This window comes from Alloacidobacterium dinghuense (assembly GCF_014274465.1).
GTDB classification, from domain to species: domain Bacteria; phylum Acidobacteriota; class Terriglobia; order Terriglobales; family Acidobacteriaceae; genus Alloacidobacterium; species Alloacidobacterium dinghuense.
This window is the reverse complement of the sequence record NZ_CP060394.1, coordinates 5887831-5910671: the sequence shown is the minus strand read 5'-3', so window position 1 is coordinate 5910671 and position 22841 is coordinate 5887831. Positions and strand designations below refer to the sequence as shown.

The 22841-nt window shown below is 55.6% G+C and carries 20 protein-coding genes; 4 read left to right on the top strand and 16 right to left on the bottom strand.

What is annotated here, in order from left to right; all coding sequences use genetic code 11:
* Positions 1–17: 17 nt before the first annotated feature.
* The 4 genes from gcvPA to H7849_RS24860 form a co-directional block, all read right to left on the bottom strand.
* Complete coding sequence (gene gcvPA / locus H7849_RS24875) at positions 18–1367, bottom strand: aminomethyl-transferring glycine dehydrogenase subunit GcvPA (RefSeq protein ID WP_186743139.1); 1350 nt, start codon at positions 1365–1367, stop codon at positions 18–20.
* An 89-nt stretch (positions 1368–1456) separates the two neighbouring features.
* Positions 1457–1846, bottom strand: coding sequence for a glycine cleavage system protein GcvH (gene gcvH / locus H7849_RS24870; protein WP_186743138.1), 390 nt, complete (start codon positions 1844–1846; stop codon positions 1457–1459).
* Between the two features lie 34 nt (positions 1847–1880).
* On the bottom strand, positions 1881–3020 hold the full coding sequence (gene gcvT / locus H7849_RS24865) for a glycine cleavage system aminomethyltransferase GcvT (RefSeq protein WP_186743137.1): 1140 nt from the start codon (positions 3018–3020) through the stop codon (positions 1881–1883).
* Positions 3021–3100: 80 nt separating this feature from the next.
* The gene (locus H7849_RS24860; RefSeq protein WP_186743136.1) at positions 3101–4261 is read right to left on the bottom strand and encodes a VWA domain-containing protein; all 1161 of its coding nucleotides are present in this window, start codon (positions 4259–4261) and stop codon (positions 3101–3103) included.
* 163 nt (positions 4262–4424) lie between these two features.
* On the opposite strand from H7849_RS24860, the gene H7849_RS24855 reads away from it, so the two are divergent.
* On the top strand, positions 4425–5378 hold the full coding sequence (locus H7849_RS24855; protein WP_186743135.1) for an aldo/keto reductase: 954 nt from the start codon (positions 4425–4427) through the stop codon (positions 5376–5378).
* A 163-nt stretch (positions 5379–5541) separates the two neighbouring features.
* Here the strand turns inward: H7849_RS24855 and H7849_RS24850 are convergent, their stop codons facing one another.
* From H7849_RS24850 to H7849_RS24835, 6 genes are all read right to left on the bottom strand, one after another.
* Entirely contained in the window at positions 5542–6333 is a 792-nt protein-coding gene (locus tag H7849_RS24850; protein ID WP_186743134.1) for an NIPSNAP family protein, read from the bottom strand.
* Positions 6334–6804: 471 nt separating this feature from the next.
* Positions 6805–7146: a MotA/TolQ/ExbB proton channel family protein gene (locus tag H7849_RS27000; RefSeq protein WP_251106472.1), complete on the bottom strand. Its 342-nt coding sequence runs from the start codon at positions 7144–7146 to the stop codon at positions 6805–6807.
* Positions 7147–7151: 5 nt separating this feature from the next.
* The gene (locus H7849_RS26995; RefSeq protein ID WP_251106471.1) at positions 7152–7535 is read right to left on the bottom strand and encodes a MotA/TolQ/ExbB proton channel family protein; all 384 of its coding nucleotides are present in this window, start codon (positions 7533–7535) and stop codon (positions 7152–7154) included.
* Entirely contained in the window at positions 7510–7704 is a 195-nt protein-coding gene (locus H7849_RS26990) for a motility-associated protein (RefSeq protein ID WP_251106470.1), read from the bottom strand. The genes H7849_RS26995 and H7849_RS26990 overlap by 26 nt, the downstream gene beginning before the upstream one ends.
* A gap of 137 nt (positions 7705–7841) precedes the next feature.
* Positions 7842–9290 carry an ATP-binding protein gene (locus H7849_RS24840; protein ID WP_186743133.1) on the bottom strand — a complete coding sequence of 483 codons (1449 nt, stop codon included), beginning with the start codon at positions 9288–9290 and terminating at the stop codon, positions 7842–7844.
* Between the two features lie 18 nt (positions 9291–9308).
* Complete coding sequence (locus tag H7849_RS24835) at positions 9309–10958, bottom strand: response regulator (RefSeq protein WP_186743132.1); 1650 nt, start codon at positions 10956–10958, stop codon at positions 9309–9311.
* A 498-nt stretch (positions 10959–11456) separates the two neighbouring features.
* Here H7849_RS24835 and H7849_RS24830 point away from each other — a divergent pair, with 498 nt between their 5' ends.
* A complete protein-coding gene (locus H7849_RS24830; protein WP_186743131.1) occupies positions 11457–12113 on the top strand; it encodes a response regulator transcription factor in 657 nt (218 codons plus the stop codon).
* Between the two features lie 65 nt (positions 12114–12178).
* Here H7849_RS24830 and pruA read toward each other — a convergent pair whose 3' ends face one another.
* Positions 12179–13771 carry an L-glutamate gamma-semialdehyde dehydrogenase gene (gene pruA, locus H7849_RS24825; RefSeq protein ID WP_186743130.1) on the bottom strand — a complete coding sequence of 531 codons (1593 nt, stop codon included), beginning with the start codon at positions 13769–13771 and terminating at the stop codon, positions 12179–12181.
* A gap of 72 nt (positions 13772–13843) precedes the next feature.
* Between pruA and H7849_RS24820 the strand changes: the two genes are divergently transcribed.
* Positions 13844–14617, top strand: coding sequence for an SDR family NAD(P)-dependent oxidoreductase (locus H7849_RS24820; RefSeq protein ID WP_186743129.1), 774 nt, complete (start codon positions 13844–13846; stop codon positions 14615–14617).
* Positions 14618–14657: 40 nt separating this feature from the next.
* Here the strand turns inward: H7849_RS24820 and H7849_RS24815 are convergent, their stop codons facing one another.
* Both H7849_RS24815 and H7849_RS24810 read right to left on the bottom strand, forming a co-directional pair.
* A complete protein-coding gene (locus tag H7849_RS24815) occupies positions 14658–15326 on the bottom strand; it encodes an O-methyltransferase (RefSeq protein ID WP_186743128.1) in 669 nt (222 codons plus the stop codon).
* A 16-nt stretch (positions 15327–15342) separates the two neighbouring features.
* Positions 15343–16716, bottom strand: a complete 1374-nt coding sequence (locus tag H7849_RS24810) for an ArnT family glycosyltransferase (protein ID WP_186743127.1) — start codon at positions 16714–16716, stop codon at positions 15343–15345.
* 81 nt (positions 16717–16797) lie between these two features.
* Between H7849_RS24810 and H7849_RS24805 the strand changes: the two genes are divergently transcribed.
* Positions 16798–20301 carry a trifunctional glycoside hydrolase family 18/polysaccharide deacetylase/glycosyltransferase family 2 protein gene (locus tag H7849_RS24805; RefSeq protein ID WP_186743126.1) on the top strand — a complete coding sequence of 1168 codons (3504 nt, stop codon included), beginning with the start codon at positions 16798–16800 and terminating at the stop codon, positions 20299–20301.
* 24 nt (positions 20302–20325) lie between these two features.
* Here the strand turns inward: H7849_RS24805 and H7849_RS24800 are convergent, their stop codons facing one another.
* From H7849_RS24800 to serS, 3 genes are read right to left on the bottom strand one after another with little or no spacing between them, the layout of a single operon-like run.
* On the bottom strand, positions 20326–21024 hold the full coding sequence (locus tag H7849_RS24800; protein ID WP_251106469.1) for a LolA family protein: 699 nt from the start codon (positions 21022–21024) through the stop codon (positions 20326–20328).
* Between the two features lie 44 nt (positions 21025–21068).
* Complete coding sequence (locus tag H7849_RS24795) at positions 21069–21431, bottom strand: hypothetical protein (RefSeq protein ID WP_186743125.1); 363 nt, start codon at positions 21429–21431, stop codon at positions 21069–21071.
* Positions 21432–21453: 22 nt separating this feature from the next.
* Positions 21454–22770, bottom strand: coding sequence for a serine--tRNA ligase (gene serS / locus H7849_RS24790; protein ID WP_186743124.1), 1317 nt, complete (start codon positions 22768–22770; stop codon positions 21454–21456).
* Between the last annotated feature and the right edge of the window lie 71 nt (positions 22771–22841).

The following is a 22841-nucleotide window of genomic DNA, read 5'->3' as shown; positions in this document are numbered from 1 at the left end:
TTCAAATTTCCTTGTTGCTACCTTGCGGATGCTGCGACGGGCGCTTCCGCCACGACTGCAGCGGCCTGATCGATCTGGTCTTTTGTAGTCAATTCCGTCGCGCACCAGAGCGTCGCATTCCCCAGTTCCGGATACCACTTCTTGAGCGGCACTCCGCCGATGATCTTGTTTTCGAGCAAGCGTACATTGAGTTGATCAGGAGCCTCGCTCGTTTCGAGAACAAACTCATTGAAGCGTGGCGACCCAGCAAAGAGTAGCTTGCCGCTCTCGCTAATCGTCTTCGCCGCGTATTGCGCTTTGGCAAGATTCTGCACCGCAAGTTCCTTGATTCCTTCCTTGCCGTAGACGGTCATAAAGATCGTCGCCATCAAGGCCACAAGCGCCTGATTGGTACAGATATTCGAAGTCGCCTTCTCTCGCCGAATATGCTGCTCGCGCGTCGAAAGCGTGAGGACAAAACCGCGGCGTCCATCTTTGTCTTTCGTCTCGCCGACGAGACGTCCCGGCATCTGTCTCAGATATTTTTCCTTCGCTGCCAGCACACCGCAGAACGGTCCGCCATAGCTGGGGGCCACTCCAAACGACTGCGCTTCAAGCGAAACGATATCTGCCTCTACGGGAGGTCGCACAATACCGAGCGAAACCGCTTCCGCAATCGAAACAACCAGCAGTGCGCCCTTCTTGTGCGCGATCTCAGCGATGGCAGGAATATCTTCGACCACACCGAAGAAGTTCGGTGACTGGACCATCACGCACGCAGTCTTATCGGTCACCGCTTGCTCAAGTGCCGCAAGATCGATGCGGCCGTCAGCGCCGTAAGCAACTTCCTTCGCCGAGTGCTCCTGGTGCTGCGAGTATGTCTCCATCACTTCGCGATACTCAGGATGAACTGTGCGCGCAACGAGCACGCCATCGCGCCCTGTAACACGAACCGCCATCATCGCCGCTTCCGCAGCTCCCGTTGACCCGTCATACATCGAGGCATTGGCGATGTCCATTCCAGTGAGCTCGCAGATCATCGTCTGGAACTCGAAGATGGCCTGCAGCGTGCCTTGCGTAATCTCCGCCTGATACGGTGTGTACGAGGTCAGAAACTCGCCGCGCTGCACCAGCGAGTCGATAATCACAGGGCGATAGTGTCGGTACACGCCCGCGCCAAGAAAACTGGCATAGCCAACGGCGTTGTGCACTGCCGCGTTCTTGAAGTGATCGATGATCTCCGACTCGCCCATCTGCCGCGGAATATCGAGATCCCGCCCTAGACGGTATTCCTCGGGAATAGTCGCAAAGAGATCATCGATGGAAGAAGCGCCGATTTCACGCAGCATCTCAGCGCGCTCGGCGGGTGATTTCGGTAAATAACGCATGATTCTTATTCCTTACTGCTAAAAGAAAATCAATCGTGGGAACGCAAAAATATTCATCTCGTCGCAACACGGAACAAAGAGGATTGGGCCTAGTGGCCCGTCTCTTCAGCGATGAACTTCTCGTAGTCTGCCGCGCTCAGAAGCGAATCGACCTCCGCTGGATCGCTCAGCTCAACCTTCATGATCCATGCCTCGTGCGCGCTGGTGTTGATCTTTTCCGGAGCGGAGGCAAGTTCCTCATTCACTTCGGTGACCGTCCCGGTAACAGGCGAATACAAATCCGAAACAGCTTTCACTGATTCAACGCTGCCAAAGACTTCGCCCTTCGTCACAGCTGCGCCCACTTTGGGGGATTCCACAAAAACAATGTCGCCGAGTGAGTCCTGAGCATAGTCGGTGATACCGATCTTGCCGACCTTGCCAGTAACCTCAATCCATTCATGCTCGCGGGTATAGCGGTAATTCGCAGGATATGCCATGTGATTTCTCTTTCTATTGTACGGTCTGTTGTGGTCAGGACTGCTTTTTCGGGCGGCGGTAGAACGGAATGGGCACAACCTTGGCGCGAACCATCGCGTTGCGCACCTGCACAAAAACTTCAGAGTCGAGTGAGGCGTACTCGCGTGGAACAAAAGCCAGTGCAATATTTTTCTTCAGGAATGGCGCAGGCGAGCCGCTTACTACTGATCCAATCTGCGTGCCGCCTTCATTGAAGACACAATAACCATCGCGAGCGATCCCGCGTTCGATCACCTCAAGACCAACTAGTTTGCGCGTCGGGCCGCCTTCAGCAATAACGCGCTGTAAGGCCTCAGCGCCGATGAACGGGCCCTTCTCCAGTTTGCAGAAACGATCGAGCCTCGCTTCAAAAACGTTGATGGTTTCTGAGATTTCGTGTTCGTAGAGCGACAAAGCCGATTCGAGGCGCAGCGTATTCCGCGCACCCAGTCCACAGGGAATGATCTCGAACTCCTTGCCCGCTTCCAGCACTTCGTCCCACACGCGCCTGCTGGTGGCCTCGTCAGATGGAATATAAATCTCAAATCCATCTTCACCCGTATATCCGGTGCGGGCGATCAGCGTGTTGGGTAGACCGCAAACGGTTCCCCACTTGAACCAGTAGAACTTGATCGTCGAAAGATCGACGCTTGTTAGCTTCTGCAGTGTCTCCGCCGCCTTCGGACCCTGAATCGCAAGCTGCGTGTAGTAGTCACTGTAATCACTCACGTGACAATGAAATTTCTGCGCGTTGCTCTTGACCCAGCCGAAGTCCTTTTCGCGTGTACCCGCATTGATCACAATCAGATAGTCATTGTCAGAAAGCTTGTGGACGATCACATCATCCACAAACGTCCCCTGCGGGTAGAGCATCGCCGAATACTGTGCCTGCCCTACCCGAAGCTTCGCGGCATCATTCATGCAGATGTGCTGAATCGCATCGAGCGATTCGGGCCCGCGCAGCTGAATGTCGCCCATGTGGCTCACATCAAAGAGCCCAACTCCGGTCCGCACAGCCATGTGCTCGGCAATCAGGCCCGAATATTCAACGGGCATATCCCATCCGCCAAAATCGACCATTTTAGCGCCAAGGTGACGATGGACGGCGTTCAGAGCGGTCTTGCGCAGGACAGGAGCAGCTGTGGAAGTGGACACGGCAGGATCCTTCGTTGGAAGATACGGAACCTTCTAACTTACCACGGGACTTGCCGTCCAGGCGGACGCGCCTACGGCGCCTATTTCCCAGCCGTTTCCTTATCCGCGTAGTAGCCGTCCCGCGTCTGCACAATAAGGTCTTTCTTGTTCGCAGTCAGCGTGATCCGGTGATAGCTCTCGTCGGAGCTGGATTTATCCGGCGTGTAACCAAGCATGTACTGCGAGCGCAGTTCTTCGGCGATGCTGGCGTAGACCTGATCGAAGTTCTCCTTCTTCTTTGCCTCGAACATGCGGCCGCCAGTCTGCTCGGCGATCTGGGTCATAATCTTCTTACCGTCAACATGTGGCTCGTCGGACGGCCTCTGGCCGCCGCGCCCGCCGGGGTATCCGCCTCCGCCGCCAGGATAACCACCCGGATAACCTCCGCCGCCCATCCCAATCCGTGGGCGACCATAGCCACCGCCGCGATTGTCGTAGTCATGCTGTTGCTCACCCTGGAAATAGATGGTGTAAACGACCGTGTTCGACCGCTGCGCAGCTTCGATGGCTGAATTCAGCGTCTCCCGGCTGCCGCGGTCCTGTCCATCACTCAGGACGACGATGGCCTTGCGCCCTTGCTGCTTTTTCATAAGTTCATCAGCCGCGAGAAAGATCGCGTCATAAAGCTGCGTGCCGCCGCCGTGATGCGCCCGCTGTTGCCCAGAGTCGGAGTCCGAGGTAGTTTGATACGGCTGCTGCGTAGGGCCCAGATCCTGCAGGGCTGTCGAAAGCTTCTCTTTCGATGGGGTTAGGTCCTGTAACAACTCCACTTCGCGGTCGAAGTGAATCAAGAAGGCCTTGTCCTCGGGCTTCGTAAGCATCTGGTTGAGAAAGGTCTTGCTCGCCGTCTTTTCCTGATCGAAAGCGTTGCGCATGCTCATACTGGTATCCACCAGCAGGCCCAGCGTAAGGGGCAGATTTGTATCTAAATTGAAGTATTTAATGGTTTGCTGACGCGAGTCTTCAAGCAGAGTGAAATCGTCTTTCGTGAGATTCGTAACAATCTGGCCCTTCTTATCGCGAACCGTAACCGGCAGGGTCACAACCTTTACGTCTACTGACAACGTAGTGGGGGGCGCCGTGATTTTCGGTGGCCCGGGGGTTGCAGACTGTGGTGTTGCTGTCTGGGCAAGGAGACTGGCAGCAGCGAAGAGCCCGGAAGCTATCGCGGAAGAGAGAAACGTAGACTTCGATGAAAGCATAGTGGGTTGTCACATTGTTAGACGAAAGAGTCGGAAAACAGTTGAGACAGCGCGTTCATTGCAGGTGTGAAAATTCATATTCACCTGTGACAAATCCTTCATGAATCTGGGAAGATATACCTAGTAAGCCGGCTCTGCCTTCATCCCCTCAACGAGGTCACCTATGGAACGCCGCGACTTTCTAAAGCACAGCGCCTTCGCTGCTGCTGCCGCTGCCACAACTAAACTTTCTGCCGCCACTCCTGCCAACCCCATCGCCCGCCGACAATTGGGCAAGACCGGCGAACATCTGTCGATCATCGGGTTTGGCGGCATTGTCGTCATGGACGAAGAAACTGGCGCGGCCAGCAATATCGTGGCTGAAGCCGTCGATCGCGGCATTAACTATTTCGACGTCGCGCCCAGCTACGGTAACGCGCAAGAGAGACTCGGCCCTGCGCTCGCCCCCTACCGCAAGAACTGCTTCCTCGCTTGCAAGACCGAAGGCCGAATGAAAGACGACTCACGCAAGCAGTTGGAAGAGTCGCTGCGACTACTCAAGACTGACCATGTCGACCTATATCAGTTCCACGCACTCACAAAAATGACCGACCTCGACATGGTGCTCGGCCCGGGCGGAGCGATGGAGACAATGGAAGCGGCAAAAAAGGAAGGCAAGATCCGATACATTGGCTTCTCGGTGCATTCTGCCGAAACCGCTGTTGCCGCGATGGACCGATACAACTTCGATACAGTGCTTTTCCCTGTCAATTTCGTTCTCTTCTCGCAGGCAAGCTTTGGCCCGCAGATTCTCAAGAAGGCACAGGAAAAAGGAATGGGCATCCTCGCACTGAAATCCATGGCAAAAACCGTCTGGTCCACCGACCAGAAGCAGAACCATCCCGAACCAAAGTGCTGGTATCAGCCCGCCGCGTTCCCCGACGAGGCCTCGCTTGGCTTGCGCTGGACGCTCGGTCACCCCATCACCGCCGCATTGCCTCCGGGCGATGAAAAGTACTTCCGCCTGGCAATGGACGTAGCCCAAAACTACAAGCCTCTGGAATCGCACGAAGAACAGGCCTTGATCGCCCGCGCAACCGGCGTAGAGCCCATCTTCCATCTGGGAAATGACGTCTAGATGTGGAGTCTTAACAGGTCGTAATACGCACTCTCTACTACGCGACCGTCATTCTGACGACCAACGGGAGGAAGAATCTCAGCAATGCGTACCGGGAAGTGTCGCTGAGATTCTTCGCTGGGCTCAGAATGATGAGTCTATAGCTATTCCTAAAGATGACAGCCTAGATCTGCGAAAACTCCGTAGGCGTCAAAATCAGATTCGTAATGTTGCTCACAATCGATTCAAACGCGTATCGCGGTGAGGCCGACAGCTTCTTCCAGTCCGGATCGCTGCCGAAAGCCGCCCACTTGCCATTCATCTCGCCGATATCCCCGAACGTCAGCATGTAAGTCAGATTCGGCAGCCTCGGTCCAATCAGCGAGTCTCCATAGAACACCTGCCCAAAGCCCGCCTTCTGGAAAATCTCAAACTCCCCGTTGTGGAACATCTCCACCTTGCGCACGTGGTCCTGGTTCGTAGGGCTTTCATACGTGCGTAACTGAAACACACGCTTTGCGTGCTGCGCTGTGGCCGCCGGGACAGTCACCTTCGGCCAGCCTTCGAACGCAATCATCAGCGAGCTTTCAATCCGAACATAAGGCAGCTCTTTCGCCGAAGCATTCCAGAAGGGCTCCGCCGCCTGCATGAACCCTTTGTCCTGCGCCAGCTTCAGATCCGCCGTCACCAGTGCCTCCACCGACGTGCTGGGAATCAGCACATACAGCGTCGGCGTCTCCGGCCCAAGAGTGAGGTTGAACGCGCCTACCGGAGACATCCCCATACGATTCAGCGCCGGAATCAGCGCGCCGGAAACATAGTTCTCGGTCAGCTTCGTCTGGCCCGACTGCATAAAGTATTTGCGCAACTCGTAATACTCGCGCTGTTTGCCTGTGGATTCCTGCGCTACGGATTTACCTGCGAATGCCAATGTCGATGCGGCCAGAGACGAAGTAAGAAAGCGACGTCTTTCCAATGGGGCCCTCCTGATGATTGAGATTGTATCCAAGGAGGCGCCGCTGCAACGTAAACCCGAAAAGAAAAACCGGATGCCCCATGGTGTTGAACACGTGAGTATCCGGTCGACCGATGGGTTGATTGGTCTGAAAACTTACTGGTCGTTCCCTTTCACCAGTTCCGTCGAAACTGCTGTCAGATAACCGAACAACCCTCCCGAACCATGATTCGGACCGGCGGTGTGAAATACAACTCTGTTGAAGGCGCACCAGCGGGATCGTTGTTGGCCGGGTTTACATTGCCCGGGCTAATGGCCCAGATGCCGTTGATCGCGATCGGATTCCCGCTCGCATCTTCAGGCAGACCATCAAATTCACCCGTCGCCAGGTCGTAGGCAGCAATGTAGCCGCTTGATTACATCGTGCCGCCGCCGGTGGGCGTCGGAATGGAGCGCAGGCGGGGAACCTATGATCCGAATTCCTGAATCAGGCTACGGGCCGGTTACGCGAGGCTCGCCCTGCGCGCCTTCAGTAGGTGCAGCAACTTCACCGCGACAAACTGCCTCTACTTCAACGAAAGAAGGCCGCTCGTGCAGTGGAATGGCGCGGCGTCCCATTTCGATGGCAATAATCGGAGGATCGCCCTTGATGGCCGAGATCATCAATACGCGCAGCACGTGCAGGTAGTCTCGTTCCTCTTCAGCAATCTTCGTCATGTGCGATCCGATGGGCCCGATGAAGCCATAGCAAAGCAGAATGCCAAGAAACGTCCCGACTAGAGCCGCTGCCACTTTGTGGCCAATCGCTTCAGGAGGACCACCCAGCGCGCTCATCGTAATCACCACGCCCAGCACGGCGCAACAATTCCCAGGCCAGGAAGCGAATCCGCCACGGCACTCAGAGCGCCCGCAGATTCCGTTGCGCCGTGGTGCCGCACTTCCATGTCTAGCTCCAGCATCTGGTCAGTAGAGAAAGGCTCGGCGTTGTTACTCACTGCCAAACGCAAGGTGTCACACACAAAATCGCAGATGTGTTTCTGTTTTAGAAACCCGGGATTCGCTTGAAATATTGGACTCTCTGCAGGTGTCTCGATGTCGATCTCGATCGATAGCATGCCTGCGCGCCGCGCCTTGCTGAGCAGCTCATACATCATCTTGAAGGCCGCGAGGTAGGCTTCCTTACCGTAATGCGATTTGCTAAACACGCCGGCCGCGCGCTGCAATCTCCTTAAGAAGGCGCATGGGATTGGCGATCAGCAATGTTCCCGCCGCCGCTCCCCCGATGATAATCAGCTCAGCGGGCTGCATCAGAACCAGCAGCGATCCGCGCTCCATGAGGAAGCCCCCAAGCACTGCTGCGATCACGACTACCATTCCAACAATGACAAACACGACAGATCTCCCGGCCAGGCGCGGCAAGAGACACGTTTCCTGAAAGCCTCGCCTCGTTTTGCCTATCGGACGGGAGCGATCCGGGCTTGATGGAGTGGACTTACAAATTTGCCTTTATTCCGGGATTGGGAAGAGCCTTAGACTTCTTTCGGATTCGTCATCGGCAGCTTCACCACGAACTCCGTTTTTCCCGGCTCGCTGGCAAAGCTGATCTGACCTCCGTAGTGACCAGTCACAACGCGGTGGGCGATATCAAGCCCCAGACCGGTTCCAATGCCGACGGGCTTCGTCGTGAAGAAGGGCTCGAAGACCTTGGCGCGATGTTCGGGAGCGATGCCTGCTCCCTGATCGGTAATTCCGACACACACCCATTCGCCCTCCGTCCAGGTGCGAACCGTAATCTTCCCCGGCTCCGGAGATGCATCAATGGCGTTGTCTAGCAAGTTCGTCCACACTTGGCTGATTCCCGAGCCGCAGGTCGTAAGTACAGGAATGTCGGGATTGAACTGCTTTTCGATCGTGATCTGCTTCTGGCGGAACTTGTGGCCAAGGATGGTAAGAGTGCTCTGGATCGTGTCGTGGATATCGAGCTTGTGTTGTTTGTTCTTATCTTCGTAGGCGTATTTCTTTACCGCCATCACCAGCTCGGTGACACGTGCAATGCTCTCTTCAATGGTCCCGACAAGCTGCACATTCGAAACAAGAGCCTCAAGCCAGTTCAGTGCGTCCGAAAGCACGTTCGACGGGAACGACTCCTGCGCGCATTCAATATCACCGCGCGTCCAGCCCGCGGCGACGAGCGTAGGAGCCATTTTCCAGGCGTTTTCAACTCCGATACTCTCCAGCCACTCAGTAAGCGCTTCCTCGGCATCGCTCTGCTCAAGGGAACTCATAGCCGGATGCTTGGCCGGCGTAAAAACCTCTTCCTGCAACTGCGCCAGGCATTCAAGCTGATCTGGAGAAAGCTGCGCGCGGGACATGCGCAGGCTCAATTCCTGCTGACGCGTCATGTTTTCTCTAAGTTGCGAGGCCGCGCGCTTGGCCGCGGCTCCGGGATTATTCAGCTCATGCATCAGTCCAGCGGCAAGAGTGCCGAGCGAGATAAGCTTTTCTCGGTGCAGTGTAAGAGCCGTATAGGCTTCCAGCCTGCGCGACATATTCTCAAGAACTGCTCTGCGCACCACTGGGCAAGTCGCCATCAGGCTCCAGAAATTCTCCGGCAGAACCCGTCCCAAAGTGCAGTCGGTTATCGTCTCGCACGTGGCTCCCGTAACCGCATGCCCTGCGAGAATCGCGACCTCGCCGAACGTGTCTCCGTCTTTGACCACATTGATGTACATCTGCGAGCCGTCGCTGTCGCTTTTATAAGCCCGCAACTCGCCATGCAGCACGATCCAGAAATAGACCGCACTTTCGCCCGCCCGGTAGAGGATCGACCCTGCCGGAACATCCAGCACATCCACATCGCCTAGACAGGCAAGGTCCTCCTCTGAAGTCTGAGAAAAGGTGGGAATCCTGCGCAGTTCCGGATAAAGTTCCTTGGCACTGACTTTTCTTGCGTTGGCGGTAGCGACTTGTTGAGCCATCTTTGTGTTATCGAAATCCTAAAAACGAGCGAGATATTGGTGCATGAACTGAACCGAAATCGAGCCTTCTCCGACCGCCGAAGCGGCGCGTTTCACCGAGCCGTGGCGTACATCACCGGCGACAAAGATGCCGGGAGTGCTGGTTTCCAGCAGATATGGCGAGCGGCTTTCCTTCCATATCTTCGGCATTTTGCTCTCTATCTGCAGGTCAGGGCCTGAAAGCACAAAACCGTTGGGATCACGCATCACAGTCTCTGGCAGCCAATCCGTCTGCGGCGCCGCGCCGATAAAAATAAAGAGTGACGAAGCCGAACAAACAATTTCTCCCTTGGGACTGCCCACTTTGATGCATTCCAGCCGTCCGTTACCTTGCACTTCCTTAATCTCAGTGCCTGTCCGAACCTCAATATTGGATGTAGCAGCAATCTGATCGATTAAGTATTTCGACATGCTCTTCTCCAGTGAGGAGCGCACTAGCATCGTAACCTTGTGTGCGTACTTGGAAAAGTGCATTGCCGCCTGTCCAGCCGAATTGGCACCACCAACGATATAGACATCTTCGTTACGACAGGAAATCGCTTCGGCTTGCGCCGCTCCATAGTAGACGCCCGCACCGGTGAACTGATCGAGGCCGGGAATATCCAGCTTGCGGTAGTTCACCCCTACGGCGATCAGCGCCACGTGGCACGAAACCTCCCTGCCATCGGCCAACTTGATGAAGTGGTAGTTTGATTCCGAGCGAATCCCCGTAGCCCGCTGCGTCAGGAATTCTGCGCCAAAGCGTGAAGCCTGTGCGTAGGCACGACGCGCAAGATCGGCGCCGCTTAAGCCAGACGGGAAACCGAGATAATTCTCAATCCGGGAACTGCTGCCCGCTTGCCCGCCGGGAGCCTCAGGCTCGATCACCAGAGCCTTCAGCCCTTCCGATGCGCCATACACCGCCGCTGCCAGGCCGGCTGGACCGCCTCCCACAATCACCAAATCGTAAAACTCCTTCTGTGCCTGCGTTCGCAGGCCGATGCGCTCCGCCAGTTGAGTCTGGCTGGGCTGCACAAGCGATGTGCCATCGGGGAAAAGCACGGCTGGCAGCTTATGATCATCCAGCCTGAAGCGCTCCAACAGTTGAACCGCCTCGTCACTTTTCTCGGGATCGAGCCAAACATAAGGAATTTGATTCCGTGAAAGGAAATCGCGTACTTGGTAGTCATTGAGGGACCACCGCGGCCCAATGACCCGCAATCCTTCAAATGGCGGCTTGTAGTCTTCCTTCCAGTTCTCCAGCAAATCATCCAGAACCGGATAGAGCTTCTCCTCAGGCGGATCCCATGGCTTCGTCAGGTAGTAGTTGATTCGGGCCGTGTTGATGGCTTTGATCGCCGCTTCCGTGTCCGCATAAGCGGTCAGGAGGGCCCGCTTCGCGTCCGGATAGAGATCCTGCGCCTTCTCCAGAAATTCCACGCCCGTCATTCCGGGCATGCGCTGGTCGGATAAGAAGAGCGCAACCGCGTCGCCGCGCTGCTGCAACTGGGTGCAGGTGTCCAAAGCCGCCTGCCCGGAGCCTGCGCGCAGAATGCGGTAGTTCGCGCCATACTGGCGGCGCAAGTCCTGTATCACGGCTTCAAGGACGCTGATATCGTCGTCTACTGCAAGAATGACAGGCTTAGGCATGCTTCTCTAGTTTAAAGTGTCGCCTTTAAAAGATGATTGAGATGGCGACCGGTTGCGGGAAATGACACGGCAAAGCGCATGAATCGAAGGCCGGAATTCAGCAAGACTTCGCTCTTCGCGGCTCGGGATGCGGACTCCAATTTCATTCCATGAGGGGAGTTACTAACTCGTTAAATGGACCACAATAGTAACTAACCGTGGTAATTTATTAAGAGACACCCTCAAATTTTAATTTCCAAATCGGTATTTCCTCATGTAGAGTTGCTTCCACCAAATCAAAAAGTTGTTGACATGAAGGGAATTCTTGCGAAAGAAGACCCTTTCCGTACCGTAAATGTCAAGAAATAGGACACTTAGGTTCGGAGTTCTGCCGCAGTCGATGTAGTTAAGGTGGCCTGAAATGTTCTCAGGCTGCATGGATCAATTTGCCTGGACCTTGAAATCTTTCGTTGGCCAGCCAATGCATTCGTTAACGGGGAAACGGACGCAGCTAAAAATATGAACAAAATTATTCTTGCGGATAATCAGGCGATTTTTCGCGCAGGCACAGCGAAAATCCTCGCCATGGAAGACGATTTTCGCATCATCGCTCAGTGCCCGGATTCAGATCGGTTGTACCAGGCCATTGATGCTTTTCGTGGTGTGGTGCTGATGTTTGCAGCCACATTGAAAACAGACCTCAAAATGCTGATGGATCGGATCGCCAGTGCCGGCAGCCGATCGATCGCCATTCTTGAAAACAACGATTCACCTCAGCCCTATCTTTCAGCTGGAGTCGAAGGACTTGTCTACCGCAATGTGAGCGGCTCTTCTTTACTAGACTGCGCACGGCGCGTTGCTGGCGGCGAACGCTTTCAGCAGCCGGCAACCGGTAACTTCGAACTACTGGAAGAGGACGCGGTAGGTGCGCGCGTCCGTGACCGTCTCACATCGAAAGAGATGAAGATTGTCGCTCTCATCACGCAGGGCTGCAAAAACAAGGAAATTGCCATCCGGCTGGGAACAACTGAGCAGGTAGTGAAGAACTATCTGCGCAGCATCTATGACAAAACAGGTGTCTCAGACCGTCTGGAACTGGCTCTTTTCACCATGCACCACAAAATACTGGCGGAGGCGGCAGCAGCCGTCGGCGACCAGATGATGCAGGTAGTGTAGATTTTCTGATGTTTTAAGCTGAATTCCTGCTCAAAAAGGACCGATCGCGATCGGCCCTTTTTGTTTTAGCGCAGCTTTTCAGCGACTGACTTGGCTTGGGTGAACAGGATGAGGTAATCCGGCCCGCCAGCCTTGGAATCGGTGCCAGACATGTTGAATCCGCCAAACGGATGCGCCCCAACCATGGCTCCAGTGCACTTGCGGTTGAAATAGAGATTGCCCACGTGGTAGCTGCGACGCGCGTGATCCAGCTTCTGCTGACTGGTTGTGTACACGGCTCCGGTTAGGCCATATTCCGTGTTGTTGGCGATGGCCAGAGCGTCGTCGTAATCCTTTGCCTGAATGATCGCGAGTACCGGACCGAAGATTTCTTCCTGACAGATTCTTGCATCAGGAGCGACGTCGGCGAAGACGGTCGGTTCAAGGAAGTAGCCCTTTTCCGGTGTCTCGACGACATTGCCACCAGCGATGAGGCGGCCTTCCTTCTTGCCGGCTTCGATGTAGCCCGCAATCTTCTGCATGGCGTTAGCATTGACGACTGGTCCCATATTCGGATTTTTTGCCGGATCGCCCACTGTCAGCTGCGCAACTCGCTCGCGGATGCGTTCGATGAAAACATCGTACAGCGGTTCTTCGACGATGGCGCGAGAGCAAGCCGAGCATTTCTGACCGCTGAAACCGAAGGCGGATGCGACGACGCCTGTTACAGCGTCATCGAGCTCCGCGTCAGCGCTGACGATGATGGAGTCCTTGCCGCCGAGTTCCAGAATCGTCCGCTTGATCCAGACCTGACCAGGCTGGTTTTTCGCGGCGCGCTCGTGGATTTCGAGGCCAACTTTTTTCGAACCGGTAAAGGCGATGAAGCGTGTCTTCTGATGCTCAACAATGGCCTGACCCAGCGCGGGGCCTCCCTGGAGCAGGTTTACGACTCCCTGCGGCATGCCAGCTTCTTCCAATACGTCGAGGAAACGCGCGGCGATGGTGGGCGCGTCTGTAGAGGGCTTGAGAAGAACCGTATTACCGGTGACGATGGATGCGGCTGTCATGCCGGCCATGATGGCAAAGGGGAAATTCCACGGCGAAATGACCGCGCCCACACCGAGCGGGATGTAGATCAGCTGGTTGCGCTCGCCGGGATACTGGATCGGTGTCGTCGACTGCGCGAGGCGGAGGGCTTCACGGGAATAGAACTCGAGGAAGTCGATGGTCTCGGCTACATCGGCATCGGCTTCAGCCCAGTTCTTGCCGACCTCGTAGGTCAGCCATGCGCAGAATTCGAGTTTTCGTTCGCGGATGATGTGCGCTGCATTCAGCAGCAGCGAAGCGCGCTCTTCGACGGGCGTGTATTGCCAACCTCCGAAGGCTTTCAGCGCGGCTTCCATGGCCTGTTCAGCGTGTTCGGGTCCAGCCTGCTGGTGGATACCGACAATTTGCGTTGGCTTAGCTGGATTGTGCGACTCGATTTTGGCTTTCGTGTGAACACGCTCACCGCCGATGACGAGTTCGTATTCGTGCCCTAGCAAAGCGCTCACGCGCTCCAGAGCTTTCTTCATGGCATGCGCGTTCTCATGCTTTGAGAAATCGACGAAAGGCTCGTTGCGAAATTCGCCCTTAGGCGAACGCGGCAGGATGACAGTAGATATTTCTGCGGTAGCCATAACCCACCAGTTTAGCGCAATCCACTTGCTGTAACATGCTGCGATGAAGGGCAGGCGAAAGGAAATCCGTTAATGACTCCAGACCGGTTTGCCCGCTACCCCAGTCTCAGGGGCAAGGTGGTGTTAATTACGGGGGGTGGGTCCGGCATTGGAGCCTCCATGGTGGAGCAGTTCGCGCATCAGGGCGCGAAAGTAGCTTTTCTAGACATCGCCGAAACTATATCGCAAGAACTGGTCAAGAGCCTCACTGAAGGCGTCGAGCAACTGCCGTTCTTTCTTCCCTGCGACCTGACAGATATTTCCGCGTTAGGATCATGCATTCAGAATGCCGAAGAAAGCGTCGGCCCAATTGAAGTGCTGGTGAACAACGCTGCGAATGACGAGCGCCACGAGTGGGAAGAAACGACGCCTGAATACTGGGACAGAATGATGGCAGTGAACCTGCGCCATCACTTCTTCGCGATTCAGGCCGTAGCGCCAGGAATGAAAATACGCAGCCAAGGCTCGATCATCAACATGAGTTCCATCGCCTGGATGCTTCCAGGAACCAGGCTTCCGGCCTACATTTCGGCCAAAGCAGGCATCGTGGGCCTGACGCGCACCATGGCTCGCGAGTTGGGTCCCTCGGGAATCCGGGTGAACTGTGTGCTGCCGGGCGCGATTCAGACTGAAAAACAGCGCCGGTTAGTCTGGACCCCGGAATACATCGAGAGAATCCTGGCCGGCCAAAGCATTAAAAGGACGCTCATGCCTGAGGATGTGGCCCGTCTCGTCCTCTTCCTCGCAGCTGATGACTCCTCAGCGATTACAAATCAGAGCTACGTCATCGATGGAGGCTGGGTCTGATTTCGAGCTTGGGTTCCGGTCGTCATCGTGACGTCCGTCGCTAGCCGATGACCAGCGCAATAGCGAAGCCATCATAGCCCTTGCTGCCGACTGTCTGCTGAGCTGTGCAAAGCACGCGCGGCTCGGCGGCAATTCTTTTGAACATACTGCGAACCCCCTGAATATCTGCGTTTGTACTCTCCGCCTCAATCACCGCGCCGTCGCGCACGACGTTGTCCACAATGATCAGCGTGCCTTTGTGTGAAAGCCTGAGCGCCCAATCAAAATACTGCAGATTGTTGCACTTGTCAGCGTCAATAAAAATGAGATCGAAGGTTTCCAAACCCTCCGCAGCCAGCTCCGGCAATAGTTCCAGAGCCTTGCCTTCGCGCAGCTCGACCATTTCTGCCAGCCCCGCATTTGCAATGTTCGCGCTCGCAACCTCGGCATGCTTCGGATCAAATTCCATGGTGATGAGGCGGCCATCGGCAGGCAAGGCACGCGCCAGCCAGATCGTGCTGTAACCGCCCAGCGTACCAATTTCGAGAATATTTCTTGCTGCGATCAGGCGCGCCAGCAGATGCAGCAGTTTTCCTTGGCTCGGCGTGACGCTGATCTCGGGCAGCTCTGCTTCTGCGCAGGCGGCTAACGCAGCATCGAGGGCCGGATCTGAAGGCACGAGCTGGTCGTTAATGTATTCGTCAACAGCAGTCCACAATTCCTTGGTCATAGTCTCTCTTCTTGGATTAAATCGGCAAGCGGAAGTATGCGTCCCTGCGCTCGAGAGCTACCCCTCCCAGCGCAATAAGAATCGGAAAACATTCAAGCGTGTAGCGCGGCTCCGGAGCTTCAATGGTTGCAAGCAACGCACAGCGCAGCAGGATGAAAAGCAGCATTGCCCCTGCAAAACGGGGAGAACGGTACAGCCCAATCAAGGCCAGCACAATGTAGGCAAGATTGAGAGCAGCATACGCTAAAGCAAACTCCGTCTCGGCGTGATGCTTCGAATATTCCCACCAGCGCAACTCAATCCAGAGCAGTTCCGTTCGCGGCCTCAGCCACATATCTGCGAGGCGCAGCATTGGCATGCCAACGTAATAGCGAAGCGGATCAGCACTGATACGCTCCTGAGCCAATTCACCGAAGCGATCGTCGATATCCTGGCTGAGTGTGGTTGTTTTGTTGTAGTCGGCGAAGAGCTGCTTTGTCTTCGCATACTGCACAAGCGAATCAAAGGCGCGATTTGGCAGGCGGTCGAACGGCAGAGCATCGCTATTCGCGTTCCAGTAAATCTCCCATGTGCATGTCAAATCAGCGCAGACCGTCTTGGTCCAGCGGTTAAACCCGGGATTTGTAGCCTCACCAGGGTCCGTGGCATAGCGCGGAGCCAGCGGCTGAATCACATGAAAGGTTCTCCAGTTACGAACCGCCCAGGGAACGAACGGCAGCACGGAGAGAACTCCGCACACCACAGCCATGCGCAACATCAACCGCATCCCCCACAACTTAGCCCCGTAAGCAACAATCGCAGGGCACAAGGCTACCGCCAACAGCGCTCCATCCGGTCGCAGGATAGCGGCATAGCTAAATGCAAAGGCCAGCACCAACACCCACCGCCACTCCGGGTTTTCTAAAAGGCAGGCAAAACTCAAGAGAGCCAGCGCAATCGAGAAGAGCTCCAGCGTTTCCGTGAGTGGGGTAGCGGCGTAATTCGCTGTGAAAGGACAAAGCACCGCCAACCAGAGCGCCACCCATGCGGCGCGCCGCGACGCGATCTTCGCGGTAAATCCGGCGATGAGTAGGCATGTAAGCAGATCGATTCCGGTCTGCACATACATCACCGCGTGGTAGTGCTCGATGCCGAAGATGCGGAAACATAACACCAGAAACAATGGATACCCCGGCAGGCGAATGAGCGTAGGACGAATGGCTTCGACGTCGGTCTGGCCACCTGACAGTCCGTAGATACCGTGAAGCATCCAGTTCTTGGCAATATCCCCATAGATCAGCGGATCGCCCTGCACCTCAGGATAGGCATGGATGAACCAGAGCCGCAGCATGGCCCCAGCAGCGAGCGCAAGAAGAGCTATCCACCATTTGCGAGGGAGCGCGACCAGCATTCATGTGCATCATACAGGGCGGCGAGACGCTTACGAAGGCATCCAACCAATACAATAGATACCTGAGACAATCGGGAGCGAATGAAACAGGTTTTTTATGATCCGCAGCGGAAACGCTGGAAGCGTCTGCGACGTGTTCTTGACGTAGCCGCCGTGCTGCTTACGGTCGTCCTCGCAGTTTTTGCCTTCAGTGTGATCAAACGACAGTCTTTGCCCGAGCTGCTCCTGCCCACGCAGAAACGCAACTACAAGGCTCTCAAGCCGCAGCCGGACCTCAAGAAAACAGGACAGCAGCACTCGACGCGTCGCAAGACGCATCGCAAGCCATCCGAGATTCCCCTGAATTCCGACGAAGGCGTCCGTGCTGCTTTCTATGTGAACGATGCAAACAGCCTTGCCGCTCTCAAGGCGCACATCCACCAGATCGATCTGCTCTTTCCCGACTGGCTGCATGTAAGTACTGCAGATGGAAAGTTGCACGCCGCCACTCCCCTTTTCCCCGTGAGTGTTTATGACGTTGTCGATGGCAACGGGGTGGTACACGGCATTGATCCGGAAAATTCTGTAGCGCGCACGATTGCCGCCGCAAAGGAAGACACCGAGGTCTTCCCCATGCTCAATGATTACGACGTAGCGGCGGGCAAATGGAATGGCGACGTCATTGGGCAGATGCTCGAAAGTCCTGCCGCGCGCGAAAGCCTTCACATCCAACTAGACAAGTTCCTTGCCGCCAACCCGAGCTATCACGGCATTTGTTTGGATTTTGAGCAGGTTCCGGACGAGGACCAGAAGCTATACGCCGCCTGGATCGGAGAGATTTACAACGACTTTCGCGGCAAGAATCTCCACTTATACGTGAACGTGCAGGTCAGCACACCAGACGATGTTGTGAAGGCGATCGCGAAAAACAGCGACGGCATCATCCTGATGAACTATGACCAGCACGAGGAAACAAGCGAGCCCGGCCCGATCGCGGCGCAGGACTGGTTTGAAGGCAACCTCGCTCACGTACTCAAACTGATTCCGAAACAGAAGATCATCTGCGCTCTGGGGAACTACGGCTACGACTGGTCCACTCCTCTGCCGGAAAAGGGCAAGAAGCCAAGTCGCAAGGTGCTCGACACCGAGGATCTGACTGTGCAGGAGGCATGGCAACGCGCCTCTGACGCCGATGCTGACGTTCACCTTGAAGGCGACGAACTGAATCCCCATTTCGCCTACGACGATGAAGACGAGCATGTCCGCCACCAGGTGTGGTTCCTTGACGGCGTAACCACCTTGAACGAGCTGCGCGCTGCGCGGCAAATGGGCTTGAGAACCTTCGCACTATGGCGGCTGGGCTCCGAAGACGGCTCAATGTGGGCAGTCTGGGACCACCCCGGCGCAGCCGATGCACCGCAGCTTTTGAAAGATGTGCCACCCGGCCATGACGTAAATACTGAAGGCGAAGGCGACATTCTGCGCATAGTGGCTCGTCCCGAGCGAGGCAGCCGCACAGTAAGCATGGATGTGGACAACTTCACTGTCACCGACGAGCACATGGTGACGCTGCCCCACGCCTACACGATTGGCCAATATGGCTATCAGCCCAGGAAGCTCGCCTTATCTTTTGATGATGGCCCTGATCCCAAATGGACGCCGAAAATCCTTGATGTTCTAAAGCAATACAACGTGAAAGGCGCCTTCATGGTCATCGGCGAGCAGGCCCAGGAAAATCCCGGCCTGCTGAAGCGCTATGTGCACGAAGGCCACGAGATCGGCAATCACACCTTTACCCACCCGGACATCAGCGAAATTTCGCCACGCCAGCTTGATCTCGAATTGAACCTGACCGAGCGCCTCTTCGCTGCTGAAACCGGAGTGCAGCCGCTCTATTTCCGCCCTCCTTACTCGATTGATCAGGAACCCGAGACAAACGACCAGGCCGCGCCCGCTGATCGCATTGAGCAGATGGGATACATCATCGTCGGGAACAAGATCGACACCGACGACTGGAATGAGCATCCGCGGAGGACACCTCAGGAGATCGTCCAGACTGTTCTCGATGCCCTAGCGGCGATGAAAGACAGGCCGGACTTTCGCGGCAGCATCATCCTGCTGCACGATGGCGGCGGCGATCGGTCGGTCACCGTTGCAGCGCTCCCATTGCTGATTACTACGCTGCGCACAAGGGGCTATGAGTTCGTTCCCATTTCTGCGCTGATGGGAAAAACCACTGCAGACGTGATGCCGCCGATCGCGCCACAATTGCGCTGGCAAGCACGCATCGACTCAGTCGCATTCTTCATCTTTGGTTTCTTCAACCACTTCGTCGTGACCGTCTTCTTCGCGGGCGACGTATTGATGAGCGCTCGCCTCATTCTTGTCGGCCTTTTCGCGTTGATCGAGCGTTTTCGACAGCGCAAGACTCCTGACACTGGCGTCTTCGAGCCTCGTGTCGCTGTATTGATCCCGGCTTATAACGAAGAAAAGGTCATCGTACGCACGGTGCGTTCGGTGATGAATTCAACCTACAAAAACCTGCGCATCATTGTGATTGATGATGGCTCCAAGGATCGCACCTATGACGTCGTGCGCGAGGCATATCCAGAAGAGATTGCTTCCGGTCTATTGACCGTGCTCACAAAGCCGAATGCCGGTAAAGCTGAGGCGCTCAATTTCGCCTTGCAGCGCCTCGAAGAAGATTTCTATGTCGGCATCGACGCCGATACCGTCATCGCGCCCGACGCGGTTGCGAAACTAGTTTGTCATTTTGCCGACGAGCGTATCGGCGCCGTTGCCGGCAACGCAAAGGTCGGCAACAAGGTCAATCTCTGGACACGCTGGCAAGCGCTTGAATACATCACCAGCCAGAACTTTGAGCGCCGCGCACTCGATCTCTTCAACGTTGTCACCGTTGTTCCCGGAGCGATCGGCGCATGGCGGACGAATGCAGTCATCAAAGGCGGCGGCTACCCCGTCAATACCGTTGCTGAGGATGCCGATCTGACCATGAATCTGCTCGAACAGGGCTACAAGGTCATCTACGAAGACCGCGCCCTTGCCTTCACTGAAGCGCCGACCACCATGAACGGGCTTATGCGCCAGCGCTTCCGCTGGTCCTTCGGAATCCTGCAGGCAGTCTTCAAACACAAACAGGCCTTCCGCACCAATCGGGCCATGGGCCTATTTGCGCTGCCCAACATCGTCATTTTCCAGATCCTTCTGCCGCTGGTCTCGCCGTTCATCGACATCATGTTCGCCGCGGGAATCGTCCAGTACTGGTGGAACAAGCACTACCATCCGGAAGCCGCCAGCCCGGCCAGCTTCGAGAAGCTGCTAGTCTACTTCCTCGCATTCCTGCTCATCGACTTCGTGACCTCGATCCTCGCCTTCACGCTCGAACGGCGTCATCCGGCAAACAAAGGTGACGGCTGGCTGCTCTTCCACATCTGGCTGCAGCGCTTCTCCTACCGGCAGATATTTTCGCTGGTACTGTTCAAGACATTAAAACGCGCGATCGACGGACGCCCATTCAATTGGGACAAGCTGGAACGCACCGCGAAGATGTCGCAGCAGACAGAGAAGATTGCGGCGGGAGGCTAGGCAACCTTCCGAGAGATGTCGGCTTTACTTGCGAATCGTCTGAACATCGTGCGGAATTTTCAAAGCAAACGCACTCGCAGGGACCTGATTCATTTGAATATTCGAATAGATCGCCGTCCGTGTGTCCCCACTCTCCTGAAAGAACACCTGTTTGAGCGAGATCGCCCGAGCCGGATCGATCCAGATGGTGACGTGCGTAAACATCTGATTGCTACCAACCTGCTTCGGCGTCAGGTCAAGCTTCGCGGTCTGCGTGCCGTCGATGGCTTCCATTCCCTGAAAATTAATGATCCAGTTTGCCGCAAGATCCTTGCCGCTGCCGCCAAAGCCGAGCGTGAGGAAACCTTCAGCCTGCTGGCGATTGGCTCCCGTAGAAAAAATGGTCTGCTGCTTGATCGCCGGCTGGTAATAGGCAAGCTCGCCGTTCTTGTACAAGATGTCCTTCGGCGCCGGTTGACCGTTATCGGTCTTCACATGCGCAATCATCTCCGTGCTGGACACGACTCGGCGAAAGGCAATCGTGCCGGTTGTGATCTCATGGCTCTGGACAACAGCGGTAAGCTGGTCCCAGCTGAAGTCCGCCTGCGCGCTCTCGAATTTCTGCGAGGCCGCATCCATCTGGCTGAGTATCTTCTGCAGGTCAGCATTCTGCGCAAGTGCGGGGATGGCAGCAACTACAAACAGGGCTGTGATAATCGAACGGCTGATCTTGACTCGATTCATGGTTCCTTTAATCAGCACGGTTGCTTTGGATGCGTTCCAGCCCATTAGCGGTGGGCCCAGACTTTGTAGGCTGTGACCTTGCCGCTCGCATCCTTCAGCGTGTCGTAGTGGTCAATCACCATCGGACCGGAGATGCGCCCGATGCTTTGTTCCAGACGATCCTCAAAGGGCGCCGACGAATTGCCGCGCACCTGCTCTGCGGGAATCTGATACGTGAAGGCATTTTCGCCCGCCGCCCGCACTACTACCTCACTCGGAGCAAAGCTGCCGACCGAAGGGTGGTCACCGTAGTTCCAGAAGTGCGGCGTGACAAAGATAAATGCCAGAATGAGCGTCACCATCACGTCATAGTGAAAACTTCCGCGCTCATACGTCCAGAAAATGTAGCTCTTTAAAATACGACCCATTGGGGGAACTCTCTATCTCATTCTACTTGGCCGCAATGGCAGTCTGCCCACCCATGTAGGGCACCAGAGCTTCCGGCACGCGTACCGAACCATCCGCCTGCTGATAATTTTCGAGAATCGCAAGCCACGTCCTGCCTGTTGCCAGGCCACTACCGTTAAGCGTATGCAGAAACTCCGCCTTCCCCTTGCCCTTTGGACGATAGCGAATGTTCGCACGCCGCGCCTGAAATGCCTCGCAATTTGAGCACGATGAAATCTCTCGATACAGCCCTTGCCCCGGCAACCAGACTTCTACATCGTAAGTTTTCGCCGAACCGAAACCCAAGTCAGCCGTGCACAACAGCATTCGCCGATACGGCAAGCCTAACTTCTCAAGAATGGCCTCGGCATTCGACGTGAGCTTTTCCAACTCCTCATAGCTCTCTTCAGGCTTCGCGAATTTCACCAGCTCCACTTTTTGAAACTGGTGCTGACGGATGATGCCTCGCACATCCTTGCCATACGAACCCGCCTCAGACCGGAAGCAGGGTGTATAAGCAGTCAGCGAAATGGGCAGCTTCGCTTCATCCAACGTCTCATCGCGATAAAGATTCGTAACTGGCACTTCCGCCGTCGGAATCAGCCAGTGATCATTTTCCCGATACTGCCCTTCCTGAAAGCCCTGATCATCCACACAACGAAACAAGTCTTCAGCGAATTTCGGCAGTTGACCTGTCCCGAAAAGCGACTTGCTGTTGACCATGAATGGCGGCAGGACTTCCGTGTATCCATGCTCTCGCGTATGCGTATCGAGCATGAAGTTAATGAGCGCACGCTCGAGACGCGCGCCCTCAGCCCAATAGACCGCGAACCGCGCGCCGGAAAGCTTCGCTGCGCGTTCCAGGTCAAGAATGCCGAGCGCCTCACCGATCTCCCAGTGCGACTTCGGTTGAAAATCAAACTTAGGCTGCTCACCCCAGCGCTTGATCTCAACATTGTCATGCTCGGACTTTCCAACGGGAACAGAATCGTGCGGAAGATTCGGGATACGCTGCAGAATCCCGCGCAGCTGCTCCTCTGCTTCATTGGCCGAGCCTTCGAGCGATTCCATCTTTTCCTTGATCGCCCGCGTCTCTTCCATAACAGCAGTCGCATCCTGCCCGGCCTTCTTCAGATTTCCGACTTCTTCGCTCAGCTTGTTGCGCTGGGCTTTCAGCTTTTCGACTTCCGTGATGCGCTTACGACGGCGGCCATCAATCGAATGAAAATCCCCCAGCAACGCGGCCGGGTCCTGTCCCCTCGCGCGCAGCTTCTCCTCGACCAACGGCAAGTTGGCTCTCACGAATGCAAGATCGAGCATAAGCTTCTAGCTTACAGGAGGATTGGCGGCTCAAAACAGAGTCACACCCGCCTCAATCTGGTTCATCGGCA

Bases quoted from the DNA above. Each gene is read 5' to 3' on its own strand.
- H7849_RS24800 (WP_251106469.1), bottom strand. From the start codon at position 21,024: ATGAATCGAGTCAAGATCAGCCGTTCGATTATCACAGCCCTGTTTGTA.
- H7849_RS24840 (WP_186743133.1), bottom strand. From the start codon at position 9,290: ATGGCTCAACAAGTCGCTACCGCCAACGCAAGAAAAGTCAGTGCCAAG.
- H7849_RS24795 (WP_186743125.1), bottom strand. From the start codon at position 21,431: ATGGGTCGTATTTTAAAGAGCTACATTTTCTGGACGTATGAGCGCGGA.
- H7849_RS24835 (WP_186743132.1), bottom strand. From the start codon at position 10,958: ATGCCTAAGCCTGTCATTCTTGCAGTAGACGACGATATCAGCGTCCTT.
- pruA (WP_186743130.1), bottom strand. From the start codon at position 13,771: ATGGCTACCGCAGAAATATCTACTGTCATCCTGCCGCGTTCGCCTAAG.
- gcvPA (WP_186743139.1), bottom strand. From the start codon at position 1,367: ATGCGTTATTTACCGAAATCACCCGCCGAGCGCGCTGAGATGCTGCGT.
- H7849_RS24805 (WP_186743126.1), top strand. From the start codon at position 16,798: ATGAAACAGGTTTTTTATGATCCGCAGCGGAAACGCTGGAAGCGTCTG.
- H7849_RS27000 (WP_251106472.1), bottom strand. From the start codon at position 7,146: ATGAGCGCGCTGGGTGGTCCTCCTGAAGCGATTGGCCACAAAGTGGCA.
- H7849_RS24820 (WP_186743129.1), top strand. From the start codon at position 13,844: ATGACTCCAGACCGGTTTGCCCGCTACCCCAGTCTCAGGGGCAAGGTG.
- serS (WP_186743124.1), bottom strand. From the start codon at position 22,770: ATGCTCGATCTTGCATTCGTGAGAGCCAACTTGCCGTTGGTCGAGGAG.
- H7849_RS24860 (WP_186743136.1), bottom strand. From the start codon at position 4,261: ATGCTTTCATCGAAGTCTACGTTTCTCTCTTCCGCGATAGCTTCCGGG.
- H7849_RS24815 (WP_186743128.1), bottom strand. From the start codon at position 15,326: ATGACCAAGGAATTGTGGACTGCTGTTGACGAATACATTAACGACCAG.
- H7849_RS24830 (WP_186743131.1), top strand. From the start codon at position 11,457: ATGAACAAAATTATTCTTGCGGATAATCAGGCGATTTTTCGCGCAGGC.
- gcvH (WP_186743138.1), bottom strand. From the start codon at position 1,846: ATGGCATATCCTGCGAATTACCGCTATACCCGCGAGCATGAATGGATT.
- H7849_RS24810 (WP_186743127.1), bottom strand. From the start codon at position 16,716: ATGCTGGTCGCGCTCCCTCGCAAATGGTGGATAGCTCTTCTTGCGCTC.
- H7849_RS24855 (WP_186743135.1), top strand. From the start codon at position 4,425: ATGGAACGCCGCGACTTTCTAAAGCACAGCGCCTTCGCTGCTGCTGCC.